Genomic DNA, 19,986 nt, shown 5'->3' on the forward strand with positions numbered 1-19,986 from the left:
TTGTCGCGAGTCCCCCGCCTCCCCTGGACCGACCAAGACCCGCAACCTCTTTATTCCGAATGAGTTCCCGCCCCAATCCCTCGCCGGCTCATGCGAATTCCGCATATTCTCTACGAGGATTTCTAATTTCATTGTATTCGGATATTACGATATCTTGACTGCCTCGGACGATGGAAGGCGCGCGATCGCACGGCGCGGCCCCGCCGATCCAACGTCCTTCGGAAGGAACGAGGATGCCGGCGAGAAACCGAATCGAGGATCTCGCTCACGACGTCAAGAAGGCGGATCTCCGATCGGAGGTCCTTCGCGCGCTCGGGAATCCGGGGCGGCTTCGGATCGTCGCCTATCTCTCCGCATCGGGAGAGAAGACCGTGAACGAGATCGCCGAGACCCTCGACATGCCGCAGTCCGCTGTCTCGCAGCAGCTCGGTTCCCTTCGTCTTCGCGGGCTCCTCCGCGCGCGTCAAGAGGGCGGCCGCCGCTACTACTCGCTCGCGATGCCGGAGGTGAACGAGCTGCTCGCATGCCTCGCGCGATGCTGCCGTCCCGGGGAGAAGGCTTTATGAGAAACCGACGGGCGAGTCTTCTGATCGTCCGCGTTCTCTGGGGGAATCGCAAATGACCACGCGGCCGGCGCGCGAACGCATTCGCGTCCTTCTCGGCGCGGGCCTCGTCGCCGGGATTCTCGTTCTTCCGCTCGTGCTCCTCCTCCCCAGGCCCGAGCCGCCGAGGGACAACCCGCGCCGCATTCTTCCGAAAAGACTCCCGCACACCGATCACCGTGCGCTCCTTCCCGGTCCCTACCCGGAGGGACCTTCGGTGACGCGCGCGTGTCTCGAGTGCCACGAGGAGGCGGGGTGGGAGGTGATGCGCACCGCCCACTGGAGATGGGAAGGAGAGCCAGTTCGGCTTCCGGGACGCGCCGATCCGGTCCGCATCGGAAAGAAGACCGCGATCAACAACTTCTGCATCGGCGTTCAGTCGAACTGGCCGAGCTGCACTTCGTGCCATGCCGGCTATGGATGGGAGGACGAGACGTTCGATTTCACGAACGTCGAGAACGTCGATTGCCTCGTTTGCCACGATCGTTCGGGCGTTTACGTCAAGGGGGAGAGCGGGCATCCGGCTCCCGGCGTGGATCTCGTCGAGGCGGCGGGAAGCGTCGGCTCGCCGACGCGCGAGAACTGCGGCGGTTGCCATTTCCGCGGAGGCGGAGGCGACGCGGTCAAGCATGGGGACTTGGACAAGTCGCTCCGCAACCCGCGGGAGCGGATCGACGTGCACATGGGCCGACATGAGATGGTGTGCGTCGATTGCCACCAGACGAAGAACCACGTGATCGCCGGCCGATCGATCTCCGTCAGCGCGGACAAGGCCAATCGGCTCCTCTGCATCGATTGCCATGCGATCGAGCCGCACCGCGACGAGCGCCTCAACGCCCACACCGCCGCGGTTGCTTGCCAGACCTGCCACATCCCGTTCGTCGCCATCCGCGAGGCGACCAAGGTTCACTGGGATTGGTCCGCCGCGGGGCTCGACCTCGAAGACGACCCCCGCACCTATCTGAAGAAGAAGGGCCGCTTCGTCTACGAACAACTATTGATTCCTGAATATGTTTGGTTCAATGGAACCGCAGACCATTATCTCATGGGGGATCGAATCGACACCGCCGGGGTCACGCCCCTGAACGCGCCTCGGGGAAGCCCGAGGGACCCCTACTCCGCGATCTGGCCGTTCAAAGTCCACACGGGAAGACAGATCTACGACCGCGAGCATCTCCATCTTCTCGTTCCGAAGACCGCGGGCGAGGACGGGTACTGGGAGATATTCGACTGGGATCGGGCGGCGCGCCTCGGATCCGAGAAGACGGGCCTCGCCTACAGCGGGAGCTACGGATTCGCGCGCACCGACATGTACTGGCCCCTCACCCACATGGTCGCCCCGAAGGAGAACTCCCTTCAGTGCGGCGACTGTCATGCGCCGGGCGGAAGACTCGATTGGGCGGCGCTCGGCTATCCGGGCGATCCGATCCACTGGGGAGGAAGGACGGGGCTCCGCGCGGCCGGTCCCCCGTGGGAAGAGGAGAGCCGATGAACCGTTCTCTCCGATTCGCGCTCTTCCTCGTTCTCCTCGCTGGGTCCGGTTCACGGGACGCGGCGGGAGCGACCGCGGCGGCATCCACGATGCACCCCCTCTTTCCCCTCCTCGATGAGACGGGAACGAACGTCCTCGCGAGCGGCGGGCCGGTCTCGGCGATGCGCACTTGCGGCGCCTGCCACGACACCGAGTTCATCGAGAGGGAGAGCGCGCACGCGGGCGCGGGTTGGGACGCGCCGCGCGAAGTGAAGCGCGAGCGGAGCGGGCGCCCGTGGGAGGGAAACGCAGGGATGCTCGGCGGATGGAACCCGATCACCTATCGAACGATCTCCCCCCCGGATGACGGCGCGATCGATCTCTCCCTTCCCGATTGGATTCGCTTCTTCGGAAGGAGACACGTGGGGGGCGGGCCCGCCCGCCGCGCGGCCGACGGGGCTCTTCTCTCGGAGAAGAAGTCCGCGGGGCCGGACGATCTCGAGGCCTCTTGGTTCGATCCGGAGACGAAACAGCGAGAACCGTGGGATTGGGAACGGTCCGGCGCCGTCGAGATGAATTGCTTCCTCTGCCACCTTCCCGATCCGGACAACGAGGCGAGGATCGCCGCTCTCGAGAGCGGCGCGTTCCGCTGGGCGACCACCTTCACTCTCGCCCGCACCGGCGTGGGAGGGCGGAGCGGAGCGATCTGGAGGTGGAATCGGGACGCTTTCGATGAAGAGGGACGCGTGAGGAGCGATCGAATCCGGGTGCAGGATCCCGCGAACGAGGCCTGCGGCCGCTGCCACGGTCTCGTTCACGGCGATCCGGACATGCCGGTTCTCCTCAAGAGCTGCGTCCCGGACTACTGGACCACGCTCACCACGGGACAAATCCTTTCACCCCAAAGGATCTCGGAGTCGGGCATCAATTTGAAAGACAAGACGGCCCTTTTCCGTTCGTGGGACGTGCACGCGGAGCGAAGACTCTCCTGCGTCGATTGCCATCACTCGGTGAACAGCCCGGTCCACGGGCGCGTCTCCGAATCCGCCGGCCTCGAGCACCTCCGCTTCGACCCGCGCAAGATGTCGATGGGCGAATACTTGAAGCGTCCGAGCCACCGGCTGGCCCGCGCGGGAGGCGCTTCCGCGGAAGGCGCCGAAGAAGGAGGCGGGTCCTCGCAGGAATGCGAGAGCTGCCACCTCGCGGAGAAGACGCACGAGTGGCTCCCCCATTGGAGGCGCCACATCACAGTCCTCTCGTGCAACGCGTGCCACACGCCCCGGCTCTACGCGCCGGCCCGGCAGACGATCGACTGGACGGTTCTCACCCCGGAGCGGAAGCCCCGGGTCGCCTGCCGGGGAGACGAATCGACAGGGGCCGACCCTCTCGCACTCGTGGAGAGTCATGAGCCGATCCTTCTCCCGCGCGCGGGCGGGAAGAGCGCTGGAACGCTTCATCCGCACAACCTCATCTCTTCCTGGTTCTGGGTCGAAGGCGAGCCGGAACGCCCCGTCACCGAAGCGCGCCTCGCGGAGGCCTTCTTCGACGGGAACGATTACCGGAAAGAGATCCTCGCGGCGCTCGACGCGAACCGGGACGGGATTGTCGAAGAAAACGAGCTCGTTCTCGACACGCCCGAGAAGACCGCCGCGATTCGCGATCGGCTTCTCGCGGTCGGTTCAGCCGATCCGCGGATCGAGGCGGAGGTCCGGCCCTACTCGATTCCGCACAACGTGACGACCGGCGAGTGGGCGACGAGGGATTGCCGCACTTGTCACGGACCCGATTCTCGTCTCTCGCGCGCCTTTCCGCTCGCGGAGGAGGCGCCGGGAGGCGTCTTGCCCGCATTCATCGCCCGAGCTTCGGCCGTTCCCGCCGGGGAGATCGTCCGCGAAGCGAACGGCGAAATCCTGTTCGTCCCGAGCACGCGCGCGATGGGACTGCATGTCCTTGGACACGACTCCTCGCGAACGGCGAACCGGATCGGGCTCATCGGCGTCGGTGCCGTTCTTCTCGGGATCGCCGCGCACGGCGGCCTCCGAATCCGCTCCGCGCGCCGGCGCAGGGCGCTCCGCGGAGAGCGCTCCGCTTCGCCAACCACGCGCATCGTCATGTACGGCCCCTACGAGCGTCTTTGGCATTGGCTTCAAGCGCTCGCGATTCTCGCTCTTCTCGCGACCGGAATCGCCGTTCATCTCCCCGGACGCGTTCCTTTCATCGACTTCGCTCTCGCGGTGCGCGCGCATAGCATTCTCGGCTTCCTCGTCGTGATCAACGCGGCCCTTGCCGCCTTCTATCACGTGGCGGGCGGGGAGATCCGCCAGTACCTCCCCGAGCGGGGAAACTTCTTCTCTCAAGCGATCGAGCAGACGCGTTACTACCTCGGCGGCGTGTTCCGGGGAGAGCCCCACCCGTTCACGAAGCGCCCCGGCCGCAAGCTGAACCCGCTGCAACAGATTACGTACCTCGCGATCCTGAACGTCCTTCTTCCCCTTCAGACGATCACGGGCGTTCTCGTTTGGGGCGCGGATCGCTGGCCGAGCGTCGACGCGGCCCTCGGCGGTCTCCCTCTCCTCGCCGCCGTTCACGCCGCCGGCGCCTGGCTTTTCGCGGCGTTCCTCGCCATGCACGTCTATCTCGCCACGACCGGCCCCACGCCCGGCGCCCACATCCGCGCGATGATCGCCGGCTGGGAAGAAGCGCCGGAAGAAGGCGGCCACAAGGAGGAATCCCGTTGAGCGCACGAGCCAATTCGCGCGAATACTTGAACCCTTATCTTGCGGGAGCTCTTCTCGGCGTTGTCCTGTTCCTCGCCTTCTTCACAACGGGGAACGGGCTCGGCGCCTCGGGAGGGATCGCGCGGATCCTCGTTTCCGTCGAGGACCGTCTCGTCCCGGAGCACGTGGACCGCACTCCCCACCTCCTCGCGATGGCGGGCGGGGACACGAACCCGCTCGACAACTGGATCGTTTTCGTCACGATCGGCGCGCTTCTCGGTGGTTTCGCTTCCGGGCTCCTGCACGGAAGGATCCGCACGGAGACGCAGAAGGGACCGCGCATCTCCTCAGGATCGCGATGGTTCTTCGCGTTTCTCGGCGGTCTCGTGATGGGATACGGAGCGCGTCTCGCCCGAGGCTGCACGTCCGGGCAGGCCTTGTCGGGAGGCGCGGTTCTCTCGGTCGGAAGCTGGGCCTTCATGTTCGCGGTCTTCGGCGGCGGCTACGCGCTCGCGTGGTTCGTCCGAAGGCTCTGGACCTGACGGATCCGCCCAAGAGGAGAACGCACAATGGCGCCTTTCGCGTTGATCGACATTCTCGGGAAACCGGCAACCTATAGTATTTATCTCTTGATCGGTTTCGCCTTCGGCGCGGTGCTCGAGATGGCGGGCTTCGCCGACTCTCGAAGGCTCGCCGCCCAGTTCTATCTCCGGAACATGACGGTCCTAAAGGTGATGTTCGGTGCCATCGTGACGGCGATGGTGCTTCTCTTTCTCGCCTCCGGTCTCGGCCTGCTCGACATGGGCCGCGTTTGGGTGAACCCGACCTACCTCGTCCCCGGAATCGTCGGCGGGCTTCTGATGGGAGTCGGCTTCATCTTGGGAGGCTTCTGCCCGGGCACCTCGATCGTCGCCCTCGCGAACCTCAAGATCGACGGCCTCTTCTTCTTTCTCGGTGTGAGCGCCGGCGTGGTCCTCTTCGGAGAGACCGTCGGGCTCTACGAGGGGTTCTACCACTCGACGCCGATGGGCCGCTTCACGCTCTCCGAGTGGCTCGGAATCCCCGAAGGATGGGTGGTCCTTCTCGTTGTGCTCATGGCCCTTTTCATGTTCTGGGGAGCGGAGAAGCTCGAGGGGATCTACGGAGAGCGCGGGGAGCCCGCTCGCGCGTCCGGACGCCGATTCCCTCCGAGGCTCGCGGGGGCCGCCGCGCTCGTCGTGCTCGCTCTCGTCGTGCTCGGCATCGGGCAGCCGACGAGCGCGGAGCAGTGGGAGCGCATCGCCCCCCGCAAGCAGCCTCTTCTCGACGAGCGCCGCGTCCAGATCCATCCCGCGGAGCTCGTCGATCTCGCCCGCAACGATCAGGTCCGATTGCTCCTGTTGGACCTTCGAGATGAAAGCGATTTCAACGTCTTTCATCTGGTCGATTCGCGGCGCGTGACGCTCGAGGAAGTCCGCGACGGGCTTCCCGCGCTCGGTCTCCTCTCCGCTCCTGCGAACACGGTGACCGTGCTGATCTCGAACGGGGAAGAGCGGGCGACCGACGCGTGGAAGCTCCTCGCGACGAGCGGCGTTCTGAACGTCTACATTCTCGAAGGGGGGATCAACAACTGGCTGGACGTCTACGGACATCCGGAGCATGATGCGATCTGTCCCGAGGGGGAAGCGAGCGGCGGGACGGCAAGAATCGAGGCGTTCGCCCACCGCTTCGAGCACGCGCTCGGCTCGGCGCAACCGAGCGCGGATCCGGACGCGCTCGCGGAACGCGCGATCGAGTTCACGCCCAAGGTCGAGCTGCAGATCCGCAAGAAGCTCGGCGGCGGGTGCGGATAGAAGAGAACGGAGAGAAGCGACCGGGTTCGCTGCCGCCGAGGCGCCCGAGCGAGCGAAGGAGTTCGGCGGGAAGATCAAACGAACCATCGGAGGGCCGGCGCGTTGGCTGGGGTCTCACGGTGGGAACGCGGAGGAACATGGAATGGCGAAGTCGAGGATCGTTCGGATCGCAGCGGCGGCCGTGCTCGTGCTCGGGCCAGGAACTGCGGAGGCCACGAACGGGTACTTTAGCCACGGGGTCGGCATGAAGGCGAAGGGGATGGGAGGCGCGGCGATCGCGGCCCCGCAGGACGCGCTCTCGGCGGGAAGCAATCCGGCCGCTCTTGGCTTCGTCGGCGACCGAGCGGACATCGGTTTCGAGTTGTTTCGGCCCGAGCGCCGAAGCGAGATCACGGGGAACATGAATCCCCCGCTCAATGCAGTCTACGACGCGAACGGGAAGCGGAACTTCGTCTCGCCCGAACTCGGCTTCAGCAAGAATCTCGGGGGACGTTTCGCGGCGGGAATCGCGCTTTACGGGCGGGGTGGAATGAACACCTCCTACACGACGCCGATCGGGCTTTTCGGAACCGACGACGCCGGCGTCGACCTCGCGCAGCTCCTCGTCGTTCCCGCGATCTCCGTCCGGATGGGGGAATGGAGCGCCGTCGGGATCGGGATAAACTTTCTCTATCAACGTTTTCAGGCGACCGGGCTCGAGAACTTCACGGTCACGGAGCCGCGACCTTACAGTTTGCACCCCGACAAGATCACGAACAACGACTACGCCTCCTCGACGGGATTCGGGGTCGCGGTCGGCTGGATGGGAAGGCTCCTTCCGCGCCTGGCGATCGGCGCCGCCTACCAATCGAAGATCTCCGCATCTGAGTTCGATGAGTACGCAGGCCTCTTCGCGGGGAAGGGGGACTTCGACATCCCCTCGTCCTTCGGAGCAGGGATCGGCATCGACCTAACCGACAGGATTCTTCTCGCGTTCGACGCGACGCGCATCCTCTACACGGATGTCCCCGCAGTCTCGAACCCGCTCCTTCCGAATCTCGGAACGGCGCCCCTCGGCGACGAGAACGGCGCGGGGTTCGGATGGGAGGACATGACCGTCTTCAAGGTCGGGCTCTCCGCGGCAGCGACGCGCGCGCTCACGCTCCGGTGCGGGTACAACTACGGCGGCCAACCGATCCCCGCTTCGGAAACGCTGTTCAACATGCTCGCGCCCGGAGTCGTCGAGCACCACGCGACATTCGGAGCGACCTGGAGCTCCCCTTGCGGCGGGGAACTCACCTTCGCCTACATGCACGCGTTCGAGAAGACCGTCGCGGGCGAGGGATCGATTCCGCCCGGAACGCCGGAACAGGGAGGGATGGGAGGCGGCGAGGCGAACCTCACGATGCTCGAGAATTCGTTCGGCCTCGCCTACGGTCGGAGTTTCTAGCCCGGGCGCCAAACCTGGTAGAATCGGACGTTGATGAGTCGTTCGCCCTTCACAGCCGAAGACCTGAAGCAGCTCGCCGAAGCCGGGATCGATCCGAACGAGGCGCTGCGGCAGGTCGGTCTCCTCGCGAATCCGCCCGCGTACGCGAGGCTCGTTCGCCCGTGCACGCCGGGCGACGGGATCCGCGTTCTCTCCCGCGGCGAGATCGAGGAGTCGCTCGCCGCCTACGAGCGCGCGCGCGCTGCGAACCGGCTCTCCAAGTTTGTCCCCGCGAGCGGCGCCGCGACGCGCATGTTCCAATCGCTTCTCTGGTTCCTGAAGGAGACGCGCGACTTCACGCGCGAGGAAATCGAGGACGTAGCCGCGAAGGGGACGCCCCAGTTCGAGGAGCTTGGACGCTTTCTCGAGGGAGCACGATCGCCGGAGGGCTTCGCGTTTCGCGAGGCGCTCCGGGTTGCGCTCGCGGGAAAGGGTCTTGTTCTCGAGGAGCTCGCGGCGGCGCGCCGGTACCGTCCGATCCTCGAGACGCTCCTTGTCGAGATGGACTACGGCCGGCTCCCGAAAGGCCTCATCCCCTTCCATGCGCACGAGGACGGAATCCGAACCGCCTTCGAAGAACACTTGGTCGAAACGGCGCTCGACGCGCGAAACGCGGACGGAACCTGTCGCCTGCATTTCACGGTTTCTCCGGAGCACGAGCCGGTCTTCCGAGCGCTCCTCGCGGAAGCCGGGCCGCGCTTGGGAGAGAAGCTCGGTGTCCGTTACGACGTCGGCTTCTCCGGGCAGAAGCCTTCCACGGACACGCTCGCTCTCGACGATCGGGGCGAGCCTTTCCGCGAGGCGGACGGACGGCTGCTTCTCCGTCCCGGCGGACACGGCGCGCTTCTCGAAAACCTGAACGACATCCAAGGGGACATCGTCCTCATTAAGAACATCGACAACGTGGCGGCGCGCCGGCTCGGAACGGATCCGATCGAGTGGAAGAAAGTCCTTGCGGGATACCTGGTCCGCCTTCAGGAGCTCGTCTTCCGCCTGCTCGCGCGGCTCGAAGAAGGGGACGCGATTGTCGAGGAGGCCTCTCTCTTCGCGCGCGACGTCCTCGCGATCGCTCCGCACGGCGAGGAGAAGCGGAACCTATCCCGGGAAGAGCGGCGCGCGTTCCTCATTCGAAAGCTCGCGCGCCCCATCCGCGTTTGCGGGATGGTCCCGAACGCGGGACATGTGGGAGGAGGGCCCTTCTGGGTACTCGGCCGCGACGGAACCGTCTCTCTTCAAGTCGTCGAGAGCGCCGAGATCGATCCGCGCTCGGAGACGCAGCAGGCGATCCTTGCGGCGTCGACTCACTTCAGCCCGGTGGAACTCGTCTGCGGCGTGCGGGGCCCTCGCGGCGATCCTTATGATCTCAATCGATTCGCCGATCCCGAGGCCGTGTTCATCAGCTCGAAGTCGCGAGGCGGGAGGAAGCTCAGGGCTCTCGAGCGCCCCGGCCTTTGGAACGGAGGCATGGCCGACTGGATCACGGTCTTCGTCGAGTCGCCGGCGGAGACCTTCACACCCGTGAAGCGCGTCACGGATCTTCTTTCTCTGGCACACAAAGTCGGGTGATGTTGCCCGCCTGGGCATCATGATCCGCGCGCAAGAAGAAGACCACGCTCCCTCGACCGCGGGAGATCCGTCCCACGGGACCGCTCGGTCCAACCTCAATCCGGAAGAAACGCTTCAAGTATCTTCTCGGTCGGGACCCGGGGCAAGAGGCTGCCGGTTCAAACACCCCTCGCGCGCCGGGCCACGGCAGGCAGCCGGATCGGCGGGCCCCGATGCGCTCGGGAACCCGCCGGTTCACCCCCTTGCCTGGACGCCCGCGCCGGGAGCGTCATTCTGATGGATTCGGCTATCCGGCCGCCTCGCGCGCTTCCCTCGGGGCGTATTTCCAGCTCGCCTTCACGTGCTCCCTGTACATCCTCTGGATGTTGGAGAGCGTGATCAGCTTCGGACACGACGCCTCGCACTCTGCGACGTTCGAGCAATTGCCGAAGCCCTCGCGATCCATCGCGGCCACCATGTTGAGGGCGCGCGCGACACGTTCAACCTGTCCCTGCGGCAAGAGGGCGTACTGCGAGATCTTGGCGCCGACGAAGAGCATCGCCGATGCGTTCGGGCAGGAGGCGACGCACGCGCCGCAGCCGATGCACGCCGCCGCGTCCATCGCCAGATCCGCGTCTTCCTTGCGGATCGGGATCGCGTTGGCGTCGGGGATTCCTCCCGTGTTCACCGAGACGTAACCTCCGGCCTCGATGATCCGGTCGAATGCGGAGCGGTCGACCATGAGGTCCTTGATCACCGGGAACCCCTTGGCCCGCCAAGGCTCGATCACGATCGTGTCCCCATCCTTGAAGTTTCGCATGTGAAGCTGGCAGACGGTCGTGCCGCGCACCGGGCCGTGCGCCTGCCCGTTGATCATGAGCCCGCAACAGCCGCAAATTCCCTCCCGGCAGTCGTGCTCGAAGACGACCGGCTCCTCCCCTTTCAGGACGAGTACCCGGTTCAGATCGTCGAGCATCTCGAGAAAGGACTGGTCCGGGGAGACGTCGTCCAGCACATAAGCCACCAGGCGTCCCTTCTCCTTGGGTCCGCTTTGGCGCCAGACCTTCAGCGTCAGCTTCATGTTCCCCGCGCTCATCACTTGTAACTCCTTACCGAAGGCGTGACGAACTCGAACTTGAGCTCTTCCTTGTGCAGGGTCGGCGCCTTCCCGACACCGTTCCATTCCCAAGCGGAAACGTAGGAGAAGTTCTCGTCGTCCCGGATGGCCTCGCCGTCGGGCGTCTGGCTCTCCTCGCGCAAATGACAACCGCACGACTCCGTGCGGCTCGCCGCGTCTTCGACCATGAGGTCCGCCAGCTCGAGGAACTCCGCGACGCGGAGCGCGCTCTCGAGAACCGGGTTGAGATCCCCGTTCCGCCCGACGACCTTCGCGTTCTCCCAGAACTCTGCGCGGATCTCCGAGATGCGCTTCTTCGCGATGTTGAGCCCCTCGGCGTTCCGCGACATCCCGCAGTAGTCCCACAGGACCTGCCCGAGATCCCTGTGGATCTCCTCGACGGTTTTGTTTCCCTTGAGTGCGAGGAGACGATCGATGTGCGCTTTCGTCTCCGCGATCACCGCCCGGCACGCGTCGTGATCCGGCTTCACCTTCGGAAGCTTGGTCCCTGCGAGGTATCCGGCGATTGTGTACGGGATGACGAAGTAGCCGTCCGCGAGCCCCTGCATGAGCGCGCTCGCCCCGAGCCGGTTCGCGCCGTGATCGCTGTAGTTCGCCTCGCCGATCACGAAGAGCCCCGGGACGTTGCTCATCAAGTTGTAGTCGACCCAGAGGCCGCCCATCGTGTAGTGCGGGGCCGGGTAGATCCGCATCGGCAACTCGTACGGGTCCTCGTCGGTGATCATCTTGTACATGTCGAAGAGGTTGCCGTACTTGGCCTCGATCACCGCTCGCCCGTCCCTGCGGATGGCGTCCGCGAAATCGAGATAGACCGCTTGTCCGGTCGGGCCGACCCCGTGCCCGTCGTCGCAGACGCGCTTCGCCGCGCGCGAGGAGACGTCGCGCGGCGCGAGGTTCCCAAAGCTCGGGTAGATTCGTTCGAGGTAATAGTCCCGCTCCTCCTCGGTGATCTCCCGCGGATGGCGCTTGTCCCCCTTCGCCTTCGTCACCCAGACGCGCCCGTCGTTGCGAAGGCTCTCGCTCATCAGCGTGAGCTTCGACTGCCGGTCGCCGTGTCGGGGGATGCAGGTCGGGTGAATCTGTCCCCAGCTCGCGTTCCCAAATAGCGCGCCCCTCTTGTGCGCGCGCCAAACCGAGGTGCAGCTGCTCGCCATCGCCATCGTCGAGAGGTAGTACGCGCGCGCGTAGCCGCCCGTGGCGAGGACGACCGCGTCAGCGGTGTGCGCCTCGATCGCGCCGGTGAGGAGGTTTCTCGTCACGATTCCGCGCGCGACCCCGTCGATCACGACCAGATCCAGCATTTCGTGCCGGGTGTGGAGCTTTACCTTTCCCGTGTGGACCTGCCGCATGAGCGCGCTGTACGCCCCGAGAAGAAGCTGTTGGCCCGTCTGCCCGCGCGCGTAGAAGGTGCGCGAGACCTGCGCGCCGCCGAACGAGCGGTTGGCGAGAAGCCCGCCGTAGTCCCGAGCGAACGGCACTCCTTGCGCGACGCACTGGTCGATGATGTCCACGCTCACTTCCGCGAGCCGATGGACGTTCGCTTCGCGGGCGCGATAGTCGCCCCCCTTGATCGTGTCGTAGAAGAGAAGCCATACGCTATCGCCGTCGTTCTGATAGTTCTTGGCGGCGTTGATGCCTCCCTGCGCGGCGATGCTGTGCGCGCGGCGAGGGCTGTCGTGGTACGTGAAAACATGCACGTTGTAACCGAGCTCGCCGAAGCTCGCCGCCGCCGATGCTCCCGCCAGACCCGTGCCGACCACGATGATGTCGAACTTGCGCCTGTTCGCCGGATTGACCCTCTTCAGCTCGAAGCGGTGCCTCTGCCACTTCGTCTCGAGCGGTCCGCCGGGCACTTTGGAATCGAGCTTCATCCTATGCTCCCTTGATCAAGACGTAGATCGGTATCGACGCGAAACCGACGCCGACGACAACGGCGGCGGCGGCGGACAACCACTCGAGAAACGGCGTGTAGACCGGATGGTTCACGCCGAGCGAGCGGAACGCGCTCTGAAAACCGTGGCTGATATGCACGGCCAGAACCGCGACCCCGAAGATGTACCAGAGGGCGTAGAGCGTGCTCGAGAAGACCTCGAAGTTCAGCCCGTGATAGTCGGCGTGGCCGTTCAGCTCGGGCACCTCCGAGAACACGAAGCGTCGAACATGAATCCCTAAATAGATAAGAACGATCGCTCCGGTCCAAATCATGTTCTTGGACGCCCAGGTGCCAAAGCCTCCCAGTTTCGTTCCGTACACGGCGTACCGGTCGCGGGAAGAGCGGTTGTCGAAATAGAGAACGATCCCAAGAAGGATGTGCAAGCCGAACAAGGCGAAAAGCCCCACCTCGAGGAGAGGCAAGATCGGTATCTTCTCTAAAGAGGCGGAGAGCCCGTTGTATGCCTCCTTTCCGAGGAAGAAGACGAGGTTCGCCGTCAGGTGGAACGCGATGAAGAGACAGAGAAGAACTCCGGTGACGCCCATCCAGAACTTCTTCCCGATCGACGATAGGAACACCCTTCGGAACCAACTCATAGGCCTCTCCGTTTCCAGATCGTCCAAGAACCTCCGTCGGGACGCGCGGTCCCAGGCGCATGCTCCGCAAAGCGCGCGCGCGGAAGGATCCTCGCCTCACACGTCCGCAAGGTCCATTGATACGCTTCCCGAGGCGTCCCTGTCAAGAGACTCCGAGAACCGGACTCTTCGTCCCTCTCCGAACCGAACGAAAAGGGCGCCATCGCAAAGCGCGCGGACGCGGCGCCTTCGCGGCTCCAGCGAAACTCGGGAAACGATCGCCTGAAACCGCGAAGAACGGCGCGCCTGTCCCCTCGGCGGCTCGGTACGGGTGCGACGAGAGAAACGCCGCCTGAGGCAAAGACAAGTCGACGGTCGTCCGCCTCGGCGACCGCTTCCCCCTGGCGAAACACGCGCTTGTGCCGATAAGCGGCGGAGAAACCGGACGGCGCGGAGGCGGAAGCCTGGGGTGCGTTGCGCCGTCTCGAATCGGGGCGGATCGATCCCGAGAATGCGCGGGACAAACACCATCATGGTTCAACCTTCTTCGATCGGCCGCGGGGACGACGCCGATTCCCGACGAACCGCCGGGATCGGAAGTCCGCCGGAACGGACCGAATCGACGGCGCCAAGCGATCCGCGGTTCGGAATCCCCCGCCGCGAACCCGGCTTCGAATCGACCGCGGGAAAGATGCGCCTCCTCGCCGTGATCCTCCGCGTCCTCTTCGTCGCCGCTCCGTTCCTCGTGCTCCTTCTCCTCGCGGCGAGCTTCGCGAGGGCCGAAGCGTCGAGCCCGATCGATCTCACCATGCTCAGCCTCGAGGATCTCATGGCGATCGAGGTGACCTCCGTGTCCAAGAAGACGGAGCATCTCTCGGACGCGGCGGCCGCGGTCTACGTTCTCACCGGCGAGGAGATCCGCCGCACGGGCGCGACGACGATCGCCGACGCGCTCCGCTTCGTCCCCGGCCTTCAGGTGGCGCGCGTCAGTTCGTCCTGGTGGGCGATCACTTCCCGCGGCTTCGCCGGCAACTTCTCGAACAAGCTCCTCGTCCTCATCGACGGGAGAAGCGTCTACACGCCCTTCTATGCGGGGGTCTATTGGGACGCGCAGGACGTTCTGCTCGAGGACGTCGAGCGGATCGAGGTGATCCGCGGCCCGGGCGCCGCGCTCTGGGGAGCGAACGCCATGAACGGCGTCATCAACATCATCACGAAAGAAGCGGCGAAAACCCAAGGGTACTTCTCGAAGACCGCGGCCGGATCGCAGGAGAAGCGGCTCGTCGAACAGCGCTATGGCGCGTCGATCGGGGAGAACGCCCGGCTTCGGATCTACGCGAAATACGCCGACAGGGACGGCTTCCCACCTGCGGCGGGATCCGACGCGAACGACGGTTGGTCCTCGATCCAGGGAGGATTCCGGCTCGACGGGGAGGCCGGTCGCTCCAGGCATTTCACTGTTCAAGGAGATGCGGGGGAGGGCGAGGTGGAGGGGGCGTACAGCTTCCCGATCGTGCAGGAGCCCTACTACGCGGAGATCGAGGACACGACGCGCTTCCGCGGCGGGAACGTCCTCCTCCGATGGACCGAGACGCTCTCCGATCTCTCGGAACTCTCCGTTCAGGCCTACTTCGATCGATCCGATCGGGACAACATTCGCTTCAGCGAGGAGCACAACACGATCGATCTGGATCTCCATCACCGATGGCGGCCGATCGAACGGGCGGAGATCGTTTGGGGCGCGGGGTATCGAACGATCTCCGACCGGGTGGACAGCGTGCAAGGCGGTTACACGGTTCCGGCGGAACGTACGGTCGGGATCGCGAGCGGGTTCGTCCAGACCGACCTCGCCCTGCGCGCCGATGAGCTCTACCTCACGCTCGGATCCAAGTTCGAGAGAAACGAGTATACCGGACTGGAGATCCAGCCGAACGCGAGACTTCGTTGGCTCCCGTCCGAGAACCACACGCTGTGGGGGGCCGTCTCGCGCGCGGCGAGGACCCCCTCGCGCGTGGAGCGGGACGCGGTCATCGAGTGGGAAACGATCCCACCGTATTCGTCGGACAACCGGAGCCCGTACCCGGCGATCGCGACGCTCTATGGGACGGACGACTTCCGGAGCGAGAAGCTCACGGCGTACGAGGTCGGATACCGCTTTCATCCCGGCGATCGCATGATGATTGATCTCACGACATTTTATAACCGGTACACCTGTCTCCGCACGGGCGAGATCGGAGCCGTTCGGTTCCAGGGGAGTCCTGTATCGTGGATCGTTCTCCCGGTCTACGGAACGAACCTCGGCGAAGGGCAGACGTACGGCGCGGAAGCGGCCATCGACTGGCGCGCCGCGAACCGACTCTGGTTCCGAACGGGATACGGCTACCTCCGCCTCGACGTCTGGACTGACGAGTCCGGCGAGGTGATCGAGGTCGAAGCGGCCGAAGGGGCGAGCCCCGAGCATCAAGCCTTCACACAGGCGTTCGTCGACCTGCCGGGCCCTGTCCAGGCGGATATCGGGGCGCGGTACGTCGACCGGCTCGACCGGTTCGACCTGGGCAGTCACCTCACGCTCGACGCCCGAATCGGATGGCAACCCGACGCGCACGTCGAGCTCTTTTTGGTCGGCACCAATCTTGTCGGGCCGAAGCAGGTCGAGTTCGTGCCCGAGCTCCGGAACGGGCGGTTCGCGGTCGAGCGGGCGGTCTACGGCGGAGCGAGCATCAGGTACTGAGATGACGATGAAGCGGCCGATCGCGATCCTTCTCGTCCTCCTCGGGGCGGCGACGCTCGTCCACGGCATGGGCGCGGCGGACGAGTCGCTTTCCGAGTACGAGATCAAGGCCGCCTTCCTTTACAACTTCGCGAAATTCGCCGACTGGCCCGAGTCCGCGTTTTCCAAACCCGCCGCACCGCTCGTGATCGGGATCCTCGGGAAGGATCCGTTCGGCCCGATCCTCGACCAAGTCGTCGAGAAGAAGCCGATCGACGGCCGACCGGTCTTCGTCAAGCGCCTGAAGAACGCGCGGGAAGCGAAGGGGGTGCATATCCTCTTCGTTCCTCGGACGGACAATGCGGAGCTCGGGCGCGCCTTCAAGGAGATCGATCCGCTCGCGATCCTCATCGTCGGGGAGAACGAGAAGTTCGCCGAGCGGTATGGCACGATCGGGTTCTTCATCGAGGAGAACCGCGTGCGGTTCGAGATCAACGTCGCTTCCGCCGAGCGCGCGGGGATCAAGCTGAACGCGAAGCTCCTCCAGCTCGCCCGGATCGTGGGGAACGGGAAGGGAGACGGGAAATGAAGCCGTTCCGCGACCTCTCGATCAGCCGGAAGCTCACCTTGATCATCCTCGGGACGAGCGGGGTCGTGCTCTTCCTCTGCATGGTCGCGGTGACGGCGCTCGAACGGTCCGAGTTCTATCGCGAGATGACCGATTGGCACACCGTGCTCGCCGACGCGGGCGCCGCGAACAGCATCGCCGCCCTTTCGTTCGACGACCCGGGCGCCGCCGAAGAAGCCCTCGCGGCGCTCGCCGCGAACCCGCACGTCGTCGCCGGCTGCATCTACACGGCGAATGGAACCGTCTTCGCCCGCTACCTCAAGACGGGCCAGAGCCCGGATCTCTTCCCGACGACGGAACCGAGAGAGGGACATTTCTTCCGCGACGCGGCGATTCATGTCTATCGGCCGATCGTCCTCAGCGGAGAACAGATCGGCACGATCTATCTCCGCGGGGACATGAGCGAGCTTCGGGCGATCCTCGGGCGCTATGCGTTCGTCATCGGCGTCCTCGTGGCCGCCTCCCTCTTTCTCGCTCTCCTCCTTTCCGTTTGGCTGCAAGGTCTCATCTCGAGACCGATCGTGCGGCTCTCCGAGATCGCCCGGTCGGTCTCCGCCCTGAAGGACTACTCGGTCCGCGCTCCGAAGGGGAACGCCGACGAGATCGGCACGCTCATCGACGGGTTCAATGAGATGCTCGCCGAGATCCAGAAACGCGACCTCGAGCTCGGCAAGCGCGGGGATCTTCTCGAGACCCAGGTGATGGCGCGGACCGAGGAGCTGATCCGCGCGAACAGGGAATTGAAGGCCGCCATCGAGAAGGCGGAGGCGGCGGCCCGGGCGAAGAGCGAGTTCCTCGCCAACATGAGCCACGAGATCCGCACGCCGATGAACGGCGTTCTCGGGATGATCGGCCTTCTCCTCGACACCGAGCTCACGCCGGAACAGCGCGATCATGCCGAGACGGTGCGTCTGTCGGCGGAGGCGCTTCTTACGATCATCAACGATATTCTCGACTTCTCGAAGATCGAGGCGGGAAAGATGGATCTCGAGATCCTCGACTTCGACCTTCGAGTGATTCTCGACGAGCTGATGGACATGATGGCGCTCAAGGCGCACAGCAAGGGACTCGAGATCACGAGCCTCATCGAGCGGGACGTCCCGGTCCGGTTGAGGGGCGACCCCGGACGGATCCGCCAGGTGCTCATCAACCTGACCGGGAACGCCGTGAAGTTCACCAACCGCGGCGAGGTCTCCATTCGGGTCGAGAAGGCGGAGGAACGCAACTCCCTCATCTCTCTCCGGTTCCTGGTGAAGGACACCGGCATCGGGATTCCGCCCGACCGGCTGGAGCACATCTTCAGCTCGTTCTCGCAGGTGGACGCCTCGACCACGCGCAAGTACGGGGGAACCGGTCTCGGCCTCGCCATTTCCAAGCAGCTCGCGGAGCTGATGGGCGGGACGGTCGGCGTCGAGAGCACGGTCGGCGAGGGATCGACCTTCTGGTTCACCGCGGCGCTCGAGAAGTCGAACATGAAGGAGATCCAAGAGAAACCGCTCCCGGAGGATATCCGCGGGAAACGCATCTTGGTCGTCGACGACACCGAAACGAACCGAATCGTGCTTCGCGAGCAGCTCTTCTCTTGGGGATGCGGCGTTCTCGAGGCGCCTTCGGGACCCGAAGCGCTCGAGCAGCTCGCCGAGGCGATCCGGTCGAAAGACCCGGTGTCGATCGCCATCGTGGACATGGCGATGCCGGGGATGGACGGCGAGGAGCTCGGCAGGCGGATCAAGACCGACCCGATCCTGAAGGATACCACCCTCATCATGCTGACCTCGGTCGGGCGTCAGGGGACCGCGGCGCGCGTCCGAGAGATCGGTTTCGCCGCCTACCTCACGAAACCGGTCAAACGTTCACATCTCTACAATTGTCTTGCGTCCGTCGCCGGCTTCCAGACGACCGCCGGCCGCTCGGAAAGGAGGCCGTTCGTTACGCAGCACGTTCTTCCGAGCCGCGGGAGGCGGAGGCTCCGCGTTCTCGTCGCCGAGGACAACGCGGTCAACCAGCGCGTCGCCGTCCAGGTTCTTCAGAAGATGGGCCATCGCGCGGACGCGGTCGCGAACGGCAAGGAAGCAGTCGAGGCGCTCCGCCTCGTTCCCTACGACCTCGTCCTGATGGATTGTCAGATGCCGGAAATGGACGGGTTCGACGCCACCGAGGCGATTCGAAACCCCGCGTCCGGCGTCCGAAACCCGAGAATTCCGGTCATCGCCCTCACCGCGCACGCGATGAAGGGGGATCGGGAACGGTGCCTCGCGGCGGGGATGAACGACTACGTGGCGAAGCCGATCCATCCTGCGGAACTCTCCGCGGCGATCGCGAGGCAGATGGCGGGAAGGGAATCGGCGGACCTCGAAGACACGACGACCGTCTCGCGCCGCGTGCCGGAGCTTTGTTTCGACCGCGAGGCGCTCCTCGAGCGGCTCGGCAACGACGAATCCCTCATCCCCGAAATCCTCAGCCTCTTCCTCGAGGAGATGCCGAACCTTCTGAACCAAGTGAAGGGCGCCCTCGCCGACCGAGATGGGGCGAAGCTGGAGCGGCTCGCGCACTCGATCAAGGGATCTTCGGCGACGGTCGCGGCGCCTTCTCTTCGCGATGCGGCTTTCGAGCTCGAGACCGCGGCCAAGAAGCGGGATCTCGACCGGGCGCCTCTCCTCGTGGAGCGCCTCGAGCGTGACCTCGAGAGGTTCTCGGAGACCGTCTCGTCGATCCGCGCGCCCGGCCCCGGAAAGTAGCTAGCTAAAAAGACCAGTTGACGATCGGCAGGATCGGGAGGTTCTCCTTTCTCTGAACCACGTTGATCACTCCGATCTGCAGGCCGTGCAGCGTTTCGGTCATGTTGAAGATCCCGAGCTGGAGTCCGTGCATGTCGTCCGTGATGTTGACCATGCCCCACTCGAATCCCGTCGCGCTTTCTGCTCCGTTGTAGAAGCCGGTCTGGAACCCCAGGAAGGTAGTCGAGTAGTTGAAGAAGTTGTGTTGCCAACCCACGAACGTCCCTTCGGTGTACCCGACGAGACCGTATTGGAGCCCTGTCGTGTTTCCGCGCGTGTGGTTGCCGAGACCGATGTCGAGACCCAGCACGTTCCGGTTCACGCCGTAGAGAAGGTTGATCCGGATTCCCGCGATCGACGTCTCCTCGTCGAAGGCCTGCACCGGATTCCAGAGTGCGAGCTGAATCGGTTTCGTGCCCGCCTCCTCGGCCCAGGAAACAGCGGACATCCCGCAGAGAATCGCAAGAACCCCCGCCGTCGCGATCGTCTTCCCCTTCTTCATGCTCTCACTCCCCCCTTTCCGCCGGAGGTTCCTCCCGCGGTTCTCCCGAATCTGCGGCGCGAGCGTTCGCATCTCGCAACGAATGCCA

14 protein-coding genes are annotated in these 19,986 nt (G+C 64.9%); 10 read left to right on the forward strand and 4 right to left on the reverse strand.

The window, feature by feature from the left end:
* The first annotated feature begins 233 nt into the window (after nt 1-233).
* From FJY73_04610 to FJY73_04640, 7 genes are all read left to right on the forward strand, one after another.
* Nucleotides 234-566, forward strand: a complete 333-nt coding sequence (locus FJY73_04610) for a helix-turn-helix transcriptional regulator (protein ID MBM3319939.1) — start codon at nt 234-236, stop codon at nt 564-566.
* 52 nt (nt 567-618) lie between these two features.
* Nucleotides 619-2,094, forward strand: a complete 1,476-nt coding sequence (locus FJY73_04615) for a tetrathionate reductase family octaheme c-type cytochrome (protein ID MBM3319940.1) — start codon at nt 619-621, stop codon at nt 2,092-2,094.
* On the forward strand, nt 2,091-4,811 hold the full coding sequence (locus FJY73_04620; GenBank protein ID MBM3319941.1) for a cytochrome b/b6 domain-containing protein: 2,721 nt from the start codon (nt 2,091-2,093) through the stop codon (nt 4,809-4,811). Before FJY73_04615 ends, FJY73_04620 begins: the two co-directional genes overlap by 4 nt.
* Nucleotides 4,812-4,837: 26 nt before the next feature.
* Nucleotides 4,838-5,332 carry a YeeE/YedE family protein gene (locus FJY73_04625; protein ID MBM3319942.1) on the forward strand — a complete coding sequence of 165 codons (495 nt, stop codon included), beginning with the start codon at nt 4,838-4,840 and terminating at the stop codon, nt 5,330-5,332.
* Between the two features lie 27 nt (nt 5,333-5,359).
* Entirely contained in the window at nt 5,360-6,622 is a 1,263-nt protein-coding gene (locus tag FJY73_04630) for a YeeE/YedE family protein (protein MBM3319943.1), read from the forward strand.
* Nucleotides 6,623-6,764: 142 nt separating this feature from the next.
* Nucleotides 6,765-8,051: an outer membrane protein transport protein gene (locus FJY73_04635; protein MBM3319944.1), complete on the forward strand. Its 1,287-nt coding sequence runs from the start codon at nt 6,765-6,767 to the stop codon at nt 8,049-8,051.
* Between the two features lie 30 nt (nt 8,052-8,081).
* Nucleotides 8,082-9,656: a DUF4301 family protein gene (locus FJY73_04640; protein ID MBM3319945.1), complete on the forward strand. Its 1,575-nt coding sequence runs from the start codon at nt 8,082-8,084 to the stop codon at nt 9,654-9,656.
* A gap of 286 nt (nt 9,657-9,942) precedes the next feature.
* Here the strand turns inward: FJY73_04640 and FJY73_04645 are convergent, their stop codons facing one another.
* From FJY73_04645 to FJY73_04655, 3 genes are read right to left on the reverse strand one after another with little or no spacing between them, the layout of a single operon-like run.
* Nucleotides 9,943-10,716, reverse strand: coding sequence for a succinate dehydrogenase/fumarate reductase iron-sulfur subunit (locus tag FJY73_04645; protein MBM3319946.1), 774 nt, complete (start codon nt 10,714-10,716; stop codon nt 9,943-9,945).
* Nucleotides 10,717-10,730: 14 nt separating this feature from the next.
* Nucleotides 10,731-12,644: a fumarate reductase/succinate dehydrogenase flavoprotein subunit gene (locus FJY73_04650; GenBank protein ID MBM3319947.1), complete on the reverse strand. Its 1,914-nt coding sequence runs from the start codon at nt 12,642-12,644 to the stop codon at nt 10,731-10,733.
* A 1-nt stretch (nt 12,645) separates the two neighbouring features.
* The gene (locus FJY73_04655; GenBank protein MBM3319948.1) at nt 12,646-13,302 is read right to left on the reverse strand and encodes a succinate dehydrogenase cytochrome b subunit; all 657 of its coding nucleotides are present in this window, start codon (nt 13,300-13,302) and stop codon (nt 12,646-12,648) included.
* A 670-nt stretch (nt 13,303-13,972) separates the two neighbouring features.
* Between FJY73_04655 and FJY73_04660 the strand changes: the two genes are divergently transcribed.
* Genes FJY73_04660 through FJY73_04670 form a run of 3 tightly spaced genes read left to right on the forward strand, consistent with a single transcriptional unit; the run spans nt 13,973 to nt 19,357 of the window.
* The gene (locus tag FJY73_04660; GenBank protein MBM3319949.1) at nt 13,973-16,012 is read left to right on the forward strand and encodes a TonB-dependent receptor; all 2,040 of its coding nucleotides are present in this window, start codon (nt 13,973-13,975) and stop codon (nt 16,010-16,012) included.
* A gap of 1 nt (nt 16,013) precedes the next feature.
* Nucleotides 16,014-16,580 carry a YfiR family protein gene (locus tag FJY73_04665; GenBank protein ID MBM3319950.1) on the forward strand — a complete coding sequence of 189 codons (567 nt, stop codon included), beginning with the start codon at nt 16,014-16,016 and terminating at the stop codon, nt 16,578-16,580.
* A complete protein-coding gene (locus FJY73_04670) occupies nt 16,577-19,357 on the forward strand; it encodes a response regulator (GenBank protein ID MBM3319951.1) in 2,781 nt (926 codons plus the stop codon). Before FJY73_04665 ends, FJY73_04670 begins: the two co-directional genes overlap by 4 nt.
* Before the next feature lie 4 nt (nt 19,358-19,361).
* Here FJY73_04670 and FJY73_04675 read toward each other — a convergent pair whose 3' ends face one another.
* Entirely contained in the window at nt 19,362-19,898 is a 537-nt protein-coding gene (locus tag FJY73_04675; protein MBM3319952.1) for a hypothetical protein, read from the reverse strand.
* Nucleotides 19,899-19,986 lie beyond the last annotated feature (88 nt).

The organism is Candidatus Eisenbacteria bacterium (genome assembly GCA_016867715.1).
GTDB lineage: Bacteria > Orphanbacterota > Orphanbacteria > Orphanbacterales > Orphanbacteraceae > VGIW01.

What these genes read in the sequence shown, in the direction of transcription:
- FJY73_04610 (MBM3319939.1), top strand. Translation starts at nt 234, where the DNA reads ATGCCGGCGAGAAACCGAATCGAGGATCTCGCTCACGACGTCAAGAAG.
- FJY73_04615 (MBM3319940.1), top strand. Translation starts at nt 619, where the DNA reads ATGACCACGCGGCCGGCGCGCGAACGCATTCGCGTCCTTCTCGGCGCG.
- FJY73_04620 (MBM3319941.1), top strand. Translation starts at nt 2,091, where the DNA reads ATGAACCGTTCTCTCCGATTCGCGCTCTTCCTCGTTCTCCTCGCTGGG.
- FJY73_04630 (MBM3319943.1), top strand. Translation starts at nt 5,360, where the DNA reads ATGGCGCCTTTCGCGTTGATCGACATTCTCGGGAAACCGGCAACCTAT.
- FJY73_04635 (MBM3319944.1), top strand. Translation starts at nt 6,765, where the DNA reads ATGGCGAAGTCGAGGATCGTTCGGATCGCAGCGGCGGCCGTGCTCGTG.
- FJY73_04645 (MBM3319946.1), bottom strand. Translation starts at nt 10,716, where the DNA reads ATGAAGCTGACGCTGAAGGTCTGGCGCCAAAGCGGACCCAAGGAGAAG.
- FJY73_04650 (MBM3319947.1), bottom strand. Translation starts at nt 12,644, where the DNA reads ATGAAGCTCGATTCCAAAGTGCCCGGCGGACCGCTCGAGACGAAGTGG.
- FJY73_04655 (MBM3319948.1), bottom strand. Translation starts at nt 13,302, where the DNA reads ATGAGTTGGTTCCGAAGGGTGTTCCTATCGTCGATCGGGAAGAAGTTC.
- FJY73_04660 (MBM3319949.1), top strand. Translation starts at nt 13,973, where the DNA reads ATGCGCCTCCTCGCCGTGATCCTCCGCGTCCTCTTCGTCGCCGCTCCG.
- FJY73_04665 (MBM3319950.1), top strand. Translation starts at nt 16,014, where the DNA reads ATGACGATGAAGCGGCCGATCGCGATCCTTCTCGTCCTCCTCGGGGCG.
- FJY73_04670 (MBM3319951.1), top strand. Translation starts at nt 16,577, where the DNA reads ATGAAGCCGTTCCGCGACCTCTCGATCAGCCGGAAGCTCACCTTGATC.
- FJY73_04675 (MBM3319952.1), bottom strand. Translation starts at nt 19,898, where the DNA reads ATGAAGAAGGGGAAGACGATCGCGACGGCGGGGGTTCTTGCGATTCTC.